This window comes from Negativicutes bacterium, from assembly GCA_021372785.1.
In the GTDB taxonomy this organism is placed as follows: domain Bacteria; phylum Bacillota; class JAAYKD01; order JAAYKD01; family JAAYKD01; genus JAJFTT01.
The window spans coordinates 1-10,072 of record JAJFTT010000028.1 but is presented as its reverse complement, the minus strand read 5'-3'; the positions used below and the strand labels follow the sequence as shown (position 1 = coordinate 10,072).

The 10,072-nt window shown below is 50.9% G+C and carries 7 protein-coding genes; 6 read left to right on the top strand and 1 reads right to left on the bottom strand.

The window, feature by feature from the left end; genetic code table 11:
• The 4 genes from LLG09_03540 to LLG09_03525 form a co-directional block, all read left to right on the top strand.
• On the top strand, nt 1-446 hold a 446-nt coding region (locus LLG09_03540; protein MCE5196186.1), incomplete at its 5' end, for a LemA family protein.
• Nucleotides 447-529: 83 nt separating this feature from the next.
• Entirely contained in the window at nt 530-2,386 is a 1,857-nt protein-coding gene (locus tag LLG09_03535) for a DUF2207 domain-containing protein (GenBank protein ID MCE5196185.1), read from the top strand.
• Nucleotides 2,387-2,522: 136 nt separating this feature from the next.
• Nucleotides 2,523-3,347 (top strand): Cof-type HAD-IIB family hydrolase, encoded by an 825-nt coding sequence (locus LLG09_03530; GenBank protein ID MCE5196184.1) that lies wholly within the window; start codon nt 2,523-2,525, stop codon nt 3,345-3,347.
• A 2-nt stretch (nt 3,348-3,349) separates the two neighbouring features.
• The gene (locus LLG09_03525) at nt 3,350-4,150 is read left to right on the top strand and encodes a TrmH family RNA methyltransferase (protein ID MCE5196183.1); all 801 of its coding nucleotides are present in this window, start codon (nt 3,350-3,352) and stop codon (nt 4,148-4,150) included.
• 228 nt (nt 4,151-4,378) lie between these two features.
• Here LLG09_03525 and LLG09_03520 read toward each other — a convergent pair whose 3' ends face one another.
• Complete coding sequence (locus LLG09_03520) at nt 4,379-6,841, bottom strand: DUF2207 domain-containing protein (protein ID MCE5196182.1); 2,463 nt, start codon at nt 6,839-6,841, stop codon at nt 4,379-4,381.
• A 913-nt stretch (nt 6,842-7,754) separates the two neighbouring features.
• Here LLG09_03520 and LLG09_03515 point away from each other — a divergent pair.
• Nucleotides 7,755-9,509 carry an ABC transporter ATP-binding protein/permease gene (locus LLG09_03515; GenBank protein MCE5196181.1) on the top strand — a complete coding sequence of 585 codons (1,755 nt, stop codon included), beginning with the start codon at nt 7,755-7,757 and terminating at the stop codon, nt 9,507-9,509.
• 4 nt (nt 9,510-9,513) lie between these two features.
• Nucleotides 9,514-10,072: hypothetical protein (locus LLG09_03510; protein MCE5196180.1), on the top strand; the 559-nt coding region annotated here is incomplete at its 3' end.

The following is a 10,072-nucleotide window of genomic DNA, read 5'->3' as shown; positions in this document are numbered from 1 at the left end:
TTGCTACCATGGATGTCTATCTGAAAAAGCGTTATGACCTGATTCCTAATTTAGTCGAAACCGTCAAAGGATATGCCGCTCATGAACAAGACACGCTGGAAAATGTGATCAAGGCCCGTAACATGGCATTGGCTGCCCAGGGTCCGGAACAAAAACAAGCCAATGAAGCGGCTTTGGCCAGCAGTTTAAAATCACTTTTTGCATTATCCGAGAATTATCCGGAACTAAAAGCGGATGCCGGTTTCCGTCAATTATCCGATCAGCTGATGAATTTGGAAAACGAAATCTCCCAGGCCCGCAAGTACTACAACGCGGTAGTGAAAACCTACAACAGTAAAATCGCGATGTTTCCCGGCAATATTGTCGCAAATATGATGAACTTAACCCCCGGCGAGTATTTTATGGCAGAAAGCAGTGAACGGGAGAACGTCCAGGTCAAATTCTAAATGGCGATCAAAAGGCTGCTTCAAAATGACCGGTGCAACCGGCTGTTTTGAAGCAGCTTTCCGTACATAGAAAGGATCATCTGATGAAGAAAATACGGATCTTTTTGTTCACACTGTTCCTGACTCTGTTTTTTTGCCCGGTTGTTCTGGCGGAAGGTTTTGTGATTGATGCTTACCGGATTGAGATGAACGTGCAGGATGACAACTCTTATCGGATCACCGAAACGATCGATACCCGTTTTACAGAGCAGCTGCACGGCATTTATCGCACAATTCCCAGCTTCTCCAATCAGGGTTATCCGATTTCCCTGCTCGATATCAAGATATTGAGCGGACACCCGTTTACGGTAATACAGGATGACCGGAATCAGACCATTCAGATCGGCGATGCCGCGGCCTGGGCCAAGCCAAAAGAGAGCTATATTTTGAGCTATCGCTATCTGCTGGGTGACGACCATAACAAGGACGCGGATGAGCTCTATTTCAACCTGATTGGCAGCGGCTGGGCAACCACAATCAGCAATGTCAGCTTTACGATCCGCATGCCGCATGATTTTGATGCCAGTAAACTCAGTTTCAAATACGCAGGCGATACGAACGATAATGGTTCCCGGATCCGCTATACGATTGCCGACAATCTGATCAGCGGTACTCTGCAAGGCAGTTTAGCTCCGCATCAGCCTCTGACGGTTCTGCTGACTTTACCGGAAGGCTATTATGGCAGTATTCCAAGGCAAACCGATTATGCCGCTCTGATCGCCCGTTCTGCTTTTCTGATTTATCCGATCCTGACTTTGCTTGGAGTGCTGGTCTGGCTGCGCTGGGGGCGCAATCGCCCGCTGATTCCAACCGTCGAATTTTATCCGCCGGAGGGATTGAATTCAGCCGATGTCGGTTATCTTTACGATCACAGCGTCGACAACCAGGATATTCTCTCTTTAATCCTCTGCTGGGCAGCGGATAAAAAACTGAAGATTGAGGAACAGCTCACGGAAACGGAGTTTGGGACGAAGAAGGAATTTACCTTCACCCGTCTGGCTGATTTGGCGGACACGGCGAAGCCTTACGAGCAAACTGTTTTCTTTGATCTTTTCCATCGCTTTGGTAACGGCGAGCAGGTAACCGATCAGCAGTTAAGCAACGATTTTCATAAAACCGTGACCGCAGCCAAACAGCAGGTGCAGAATACTTTCCAGGCCAAAAAGGAAACTGCGGTCTATGACAAAAAAGGCCGTCTCTGCCAAACGATCCTGATTGCGCTGGCCGCACTCTGCATGTTTTTCGTCTGTTTCCTCTTCAGCAGCAGCTTTACCGATGAGGGTAACCTGGCGATTTTCCTGGCAGCCTTTTTCATTACCTTATTCGCAGTGTTGTTCTGTGCGGTTACGGCTCAGTTGACAGTCAGTTTTTTCCAGCGCAGGAATCGCAAAATTCTAATCCCGCTGGCTGTGCTCTATCCTGCCCTGCTGGCGGCGGGCGGTCTGGTTTTGACTGCGCAGTCCGCAAAAATGCTGCTGCCGCAGAGTTTGGGCCTGCTGTCCGTCGCTGTCCTCACAGGGCTATCTGCTTACAGCGACAAACGCACTGCTCTGGGGGATGCCTATTTGGCCAAAATTCTCGGCTTCCGCAATTTCCTTGTATCGGCAGAAAAAGAGCGTATCGAAGCCCTGGCAGAAGAAAACCCCGCTTATTTTTATGATGTTCTGCCCTATGCCATGGTGCTTGGCGTCACCAATCAATGGGCAAAACAATTTGAACACATCAGCCTGCAGCCCCCGAACTGGTACCAAAGCGAGTATAACACAGTGAGTTTCAATTCTCTGGCTTTTGTTGGTTCTCTCTCTGCCGGTATGATGCAGACCATCGGTTCGATGAGCTCCGCTCCCGGCGCTTTTGGCGGTTTCGGCGGATCCGGCGGCGGCGGCGGCGGCGGTTGGTAAGCAAAATAAGCTGCCAAAAAAGAAGCGGTTCGGCGAGGGACCGCTTCTTTTTGATCTGTTTTTCTTCAGGCAGGAGAAAGGAATCTGACAAACGAATTGATGGGGTGAAATAACTCTGCGAGAAAGTGTGATCAACATGCTGCCTTCTCAACCAATCCGTCTGGTTGCTATCGACCTGGATGATACGCTGCTGAACAAACAAAAGCAAATCAGCGCCCGTAACCGCGACGCGCTGCGGCGTGCCAAAGAACAGGGCGTGGTCGTCACTCTGGTGACCGGCAGAATGTACGCCTCGGCGCTGCCGTACGCCCGCAGCCTGCAGCTTGATCTGCCGATTGTCACCTACCAGGGCGGCTTGATTCGCAAGTCGATCAGTCAGGAAACTTTATTTGAATCCGTTCTGGATCCCGGCTTAACATGGGAAATTTGCCGCACTCTGGAACAATTTCCCGGCGATTTGAGCCTGACCATCGACGATGAGTTTTATGCGGACAGTGAAAATGAAACAGCCAGACGTTATCGCGAACTGCATCATGTCAAGGTGCACATCATCGGTTGTTTGAGTGAATGGCTGCAAAGCCAGACCGCAGCCAAAATTTATAAAATCATCTATACCGATGCGCCGGAGCGGATTCTGCAGGCGATGGAAGCATTGCTGCCTTTTGCCAATCGAGCGAATTTAACCCGCAGCTATCCTGTCTTCCTGGAGATTGGTCCGCGCGGAATTCACAAAGGATTTGCCATCCACTGGCTGGCACAGTATTTTAATATCCCGGAAGCTGCCATTTTAGTCATAGGCGACGGCGGCAACGATATTGACATGTTTGCAGCGGCCGGTTTTTCCGTCTGTATGGGAGACGGGCAGCCGGAAGCCCGGGCAGCCGCTTCTTATGTTGGCAAATCCTGCGAAGAGGATGGAGTGGCCGACGCGCTGGAACGTTTTGTGCTGCGGGAGGAATAAAAATGGACTGGAAATTATATAAAAAAGAAGCGGAGACTTCTTATACCTTCGGCAGCTTTCCCACCCTGGAGCTGCTGCGGCGGCGGCCGGAAGCCGTGCGCCGGATTGCGCTGCATCCCAGTTTCAGCGACCGTCCCGCTGCCGCAGAAATCAGTGCGTTCTGCCAGCGGCATCAGATTCCCCTGCTGCTGCAGGATAAACTCTTCAAACGCCTGAGCCCGAAAGAGAATTGTTTTGTCATCGCCGAATTTCAAAAACAGGAGCAGCCGCTGCAGGCCGACGCAGCGCATTTGGTACTGGTCAATCCCGGCAATATGGGCAATCTGGGCAGTATCCTGCGCTCCGCTCTGGGATTTGACTTTCTGAACATAGCCGTCATCACGCCGGCCGTTGATTTGTTTGATCCCAAAGTGGTGCGCGGCAGTATGGGAGCCCTATTTTCGCTGAACATCAGCCGCTTTGCCAGCTTTGCAGCTTACCGCAGCGCTTTTCCCCAGCATCTCTGCTTTCCTTTTCTTTTGACCGCAGCAATGCCGCTGCGGCAATTCAGCTGGCCGCAGACGGCGCCGCCTGCTTTGATTTTTGGCAATGAGGCGACCGGTTTAGCGCCGGAATATAGTAGTGTCGGCACAGCAATTGTCATCCCGCACAGCAAGGCGATCGATTCGCTCAATTTAGCTGTTGCGGTTTCCATTGCGCTCTATGCCGCCGCCGAACAAAGAGAGGGATGCGGCAATCTGCCGCAACCGGAATTGCCCGCTGCCGCTAAGATCCCTCCGTTCAGCCGCGAGCTGCCGTTATAATCCAAAGCGCCGTTGCCGTGATCGGTCGGACCATACACCAGCACCTTGCCGCCGTTCAGCTCAATGGAACCATCGTCATCCGCTCCGTCTTACGCGGTACAGGCGCTGATTCCGGCGCCGTCAGGCGGCAAATAATTTAAGAAAACTCCCTTCCCCCTACAACAGCGATTTTCATCCGTTGTTTTCGGGAAGGGAGTTTTCGGTTACCCGGATGCCCTGGCTACGGATTTACCAACGGCCGCCGCCGCCGCCGCCGGAGCCGCCGCCGGAAAATCCGCCGCCGCCGAAACCGCCGCCGCCGGAAGAGATGCCCCTGCCGGCAGATACCGGGACTGTATACAGGGAATTGCTCATATGATTCATCATATAAATCATATTGAAGTTCATGCGGGTTGGGTCGCTGGAATAGGACCAGCTGGGCGGTGTCAGGGTGATACCGTCAAACTTCTTTTCCCAAATCGCCGAAACACCCAAAACCTGGGCATAGGGCAGGATATTATAGTAGTATTCCGGATCGTCGGCTAAAAGCAGTTCCAATCTGTCTTTCTCCGCGGTACGCAGGAAATTTTTAAATCCAAGGCACAGTTCCAGCAGGTGCGACCCATAGGCCGTTCGCCGCCTGATCAAAGGAGCGAGCAGACCGGTCAGGAGCAGCGCGGCGCCGCTGAACCCGGCACTCCATCTGGGCAGCACGCCGCCGGCATACCCCCTCATAAACAGCAGCCAACCAAATCCAGCCAAAACCAAACAGAACAGCAGCAGGGCAATGGAGGCAATCGAAGTGTTTTTCCGGCGTTTGCCGAGCAGATTGGATAAGGAAACCGTAACTCCCCAGCTGCCGACCACCAGCGGCATGGAAGCGACCGCGTGCTCGACCAAATCATGGTAACCGTAGAAATAGGCTGCCAGAACAGAAACTGCCATGCCAAGCAGCGGCCAGAGATAGCCGACCAAACCGGCCAGGATACCTGCACTTTGACGATACAGCGCTTTTTCTCCCCGATAGGTATTCCGGACACCGCTGAGTGTGGTATTGAGCACAGCATAGAATTTTCCCTGCAGCTGCGCTTCGCTGACACTGACCTCTTCTGTCTCTGCCGCTGGGTTGCCGGAAGCGCTCGCGGGGGTGCTGCTGCCGAACCCCCACATGGAACGATACATACTCTTCTCATAGGCGGGATGAGAAGCCTCCAGTTCATTTTTCTTGTGCAGAATGAAACTGTCTTTGCCGGTGAATTCCACCAGCAAGTGCCCTTGCGACGCCCAATAATAGATGAGAGCAGTCAGATCTCTGCCTGAAAGCGTATTGTCAATGATGTAACCAATTTCTGCCGGATTCAGTCCTTCCGGCGGATAAAACTGCACCGGTGGTGTTAAAATCGGATCTCTTTGCCGAATAAACGCCAGCCAGAACGCCGTCAGTAAGACAGTCAGCATCAGCGCGGGTAGCAGATAATCCCAGATAAAGAAATGACGCGCAAAGGTACTGCCTGCTTTGTAAGCAAAACTAAGCTTAAAGGCGTCGCCTTTCCTGTAGCTGCCTTGCATTCTGGCAGTCAGGGTATTACCAATCACCTGCTTGGTGAACAAGTCGGTCGTTCCTTCGCTGAAATTGGAGGTGGATCGAAAAGAAGACGAAGCATAATCAAAAGGGCTGCGCAGGGTAAGTGATATCGCGTCATACCAGCAGGAATCGGAATTTTCCATAAAATAGAGCTGCCAGTCCTCCTGCGCCTGAGGATTGGCATAGGCTACCGTATAGCGTACGGCAAATGTGAGCGTTTCCCCGGCTTTGGCGCTGCTTACCAACAACGGGGCGGCCGTGTCAGCGGCGTCTTGCCAGGTATCGCTGCCGGGCGGCATCACTTCCACTTTGCCGATTTTGCTGATGCCTTTCTGCTCATATTGCGATAAATTACGCAGCAAGGAGGCTCCGTCCAGATTGGCAACGGCCGTATAATTTTCGGTAACCGTTAAATCGGCATATTCATTCATCACCGCAAAGACATCCAATTGCCTGACTTGAAAATCAGACTGCCAGACCGGGGCCAGCGGGAAGGCGCCTTCCAGCAATTCGGCATTGATCGTCAAACCTTCGTAAGGCTGCAGCTGTTTTTTACCGGTAATCTGGATTTGATTGCCCAGCACACTGACACTGCAGAGGTCGTTGGCAGCAGTGCTGCCGTAGGCGCCGCCTGTGATCGTGTATTTATTCAGCACAGCCCCGGCCGGTAAACCAACCGCAGCGCTAAATTGCTCGATGCGGGTATTCCAGGAGGTGCCGATTAAGTTGACATAGATATAATCATAGACGCTGCTGGGATCCGCATAATGAGACAGCGTATAAGAAATCTCATAGGTGACATCGCCTTTGACCAGTTGATCCGGATCGCCGATCCGATAGACCCCGTAACTTTCCTCGCTGAACGGCAGATCCTTGACTTGGAAATTCTTCAGCCTGACTTCTTCCACACTGCTGTAGGGGGAAACATCACGGGTGATACCATGGGAAGCTTCCTTGAAATAGACTTCGATTGTCTCGGTCACATCGAAGCTTCTGTCCGGATTCGCCACCAGCCGAACATCATAGTTTTTTATATAATAGCCGTTATCGATCTGATTCGTCGCAGCAAGCGCAGTGGGGCAGATCAGGATAAACATCAAACAAATCCATGAAACCACACGTTTCATCTTTTTCTCCTCCTTTGTCATCCATATTTATCAATTCGTTTCCCGTTGTGAAAAATCCTTTACTGCCTTTAGAACCATCTGCATAAAAATTAATTGATTTTTATTGCATAAGAACTATTTAGAGCGGGTAATCCTATCGTTTTCCTTAAAGCGTCTGAAATTAGATGTAATTTAATTGTAATATAAAAAAAGAAGGACTATTTCCATTTTTTTTGAAATTTTAAAGCGGGGCAGATCAGTCATTTCATCCAAAACAGCCAAATGCCAAAGAAGAGGGGAAATGGATCTGACTTCAGGCACAAAAAAATTAACTTTCACTGCCGTGCCAAAAACAGGATACTGCCTTTCTCACCGATCCGCTGATTCTGCCGCTCGGCCGGTGTTTCGGCCAGAAAGCCCAGTCAGGCAGAGCATAAGCAGAGGAAAATTGCCGCAGCCTCTTGCAAAAAAGCCAAAAAGCAACCGGGAATCGCCGCGCTGAGCTGAATTGTCCGGACGAGCCATGGAATTCCATCGGGCAGGTGCGGGTGATTTGCAGCGGGGGAAGCCACACGGGAACAGGAAATCAGAGCTAGCTGCTTTGTGGGCTTGAAGTCAGGGCCATGCTACAGAAGTAGCCGAACAATTGATCCGCTTTGCTTTTGAAGATTGAAAAGCGCATAAAATCATTGCATCGATCCGTGCAGAAAACAAACGCAGCGTCGCGCCGGCCAAACAGCTGAAGATAGTATGGAAAACTGACTTGCGCGAAGCTGACTTGCGCGAAGCATGCCTGATTGCGGGAGCCTGTTATGATGAAATCGTTATTACTAGCGAAAAACGGATCCGAATTGATTTCACTGCACCACATATCCTGAAAAATAGATATGCGGCGTTTTTTTACGAAAACAGCTGTCCCGAAAGGAGCTTTCGCTTGCAAAATTTTAGAAAGATCGTTACACTCATTCGCCCTTATCGGTTGCTATACACAGCGGTCATCCTCGCTCTGATTGTTGGTAACTTAATGAAACTGGTACCGCCCATGATTCTGCGTTCCATCATCGATCAAGGCATTCCTTCCGGTAATATGCAGCTGGTTGTGCATTCCTTATGGCTTTATATCGGGCTCTGGGTCCTGCGCGGCATCTGTAATTTTATCCAATGGTATGGTTCGGAAAATGTCGGCCAGAGAATTGCGCTTGACTTACGTCAAAGTTTGCATGATAAATTGCAGACCTTATCGATTTCCTGGTTTGCAAAAACACAGACCGGCTCGATTCTAGCCAAATTGACCGAGGATGTTGATATTGTTCAGCAATTTGTCTGCTGGTCGTTTCTGGAATTGATCACCAATGTCATTTCTGTTTTGGGTACGGTCACGATGCTCGTTTACATCAGTCCTACGCTGGCTGCCAAAGCGCTTGCGACCCTGCCGGTCCTGTTTTTTTTAGTCTATCGTTTTAATCGGGTCGTGCGCCCCGCCTGGGAGGCGGTACGGGAACAGATGGATCATCTCACCTCCGCCTTGCAGGAAAATATTTCCGGCGTCCGCGTTGTCAAAGCCTTTGCCAGAGAAAATTTCGAAATGGGTAAATTTGATCGGCAAAATATGATTTATCGGGATAAAAACATCTCCCGCGCCCGCCTGGAAGCGCGCTACAATCCGATGATGGAATTTACTTCCGCCCTCGGGATTATGCTGTTTTTATTTTTCGGCGGGTTGGAATATCAAGCCGGCCGCATCAGCATGGGAGATTTGCTTTCCTTTAACATGTACCTCTGGGAATTTATGTGGCCCGTCCGGATGCTGGGATTCCTGATCAATATGCTGGGCCGCGCTTTGGCCGCCGCACCGCGTGTGTTTGCTATTTTGGACCTGCCGGCGAAAATCCATGACCCGGAACATCCGATCGCACCGGAAGTGATCCGCGGCCATTTATGCTTTGAAAATGTCTCTTTCCATTTTGAGGACGATCCGCAGACCGAAATTCTCAGCCGGATCAATCTTGATGTGCAGCCGGGAGAGCGGGTAGCCATTGTCGGCGGTACCGGTTCCGGCAAAACTACCATGATGAACCTGATCCCGCGCTTTCATGATGTCACAGAGGGCAGAATCACCCTGGACGGTGTGGATCTGCGTGATTTCTCACTGGCAACCCTGCGGCAAAATATCGGCATGGTGCTGCAGGAAACCTTCCTCTTCTCCACTTCAATCGGTGACAATATTGCTTACGGTTCGCCCAATGCCACGGTGGCCGCCGTCAAACACGCGGCGGAGGTCAGCCAGGCCGCCGAATTTATCGATACCTTACCACAAGGGTATCATACCATGGTGGGTGAACGCGGCATCGGTCTTTCCGGCGGACAAAAACAGCGGGTGGCTTTGGCACGCGCCGTCCTGCTGAACCCGAAAATTCTCATTCTGGATGAGGCTACTTCCAGTGTGGATGTGGAGACAGAGCAAAAGATCCAGTCTGCTTTGGAAACCGTCATGGCCGGACGCACCACATTAATCATTGCCAAGCGGCTTTCGACCATTCAAAATGCAGATCGGGTCGTCATCCTGGAAGGCGGCCGGATTGCCGAAATGGGGACCCATCAGGAACTCCTTTCGCTGGGCGGACTTTATCGGCGGCTCTTTGAACAGCAAATGTCCAATCGCAGCGAAACGCAGCAGAAAGGAGTTTGAAGCCATGGCAGACAATCAGCAGACAACCACCACCGGGAATTTATTTGATGTGGAAGAGGAACAACCGGAAACCGAACAGAAAGCTTTTGACAGTCATTTATTTATCAGGATGCTGCAATACATTCTCCCCTATCGCAAATCCGCTTTTCTGGCTGCCGCTTTCGTCTCGATCAAGACGTTCATGAGCGTGCTGGAACCTTTGGTCGTCAGGAACGCGATCGATCACGGTATCAGTAACTTCGACTATGCTTATCTGGTCAAAATGACCGCTCTCTATTTTTTAATTTCCTGTATCAGCTGGTTTTCCAACCGCGAGCAAAGCTTGCTGATCAATCAAACCGGCGCCAAAGTTCTATATGATTTGCGGCGTCAGTTGTTCGAACATATTCAGAAACTCTCCTTTGACTTTTATGACAGCCGCCCGGTCGGTAAAATCATCGCGCGGCTGACCACCGATGTCAACCGTATTGCGGAACTGATCAACGGCAGTCTGATCAACATTCTCAGCCAACTGCTGATGCTGATCGTTTTGGTCGTGATGATGCTGGCCCTGGATCTGCAGC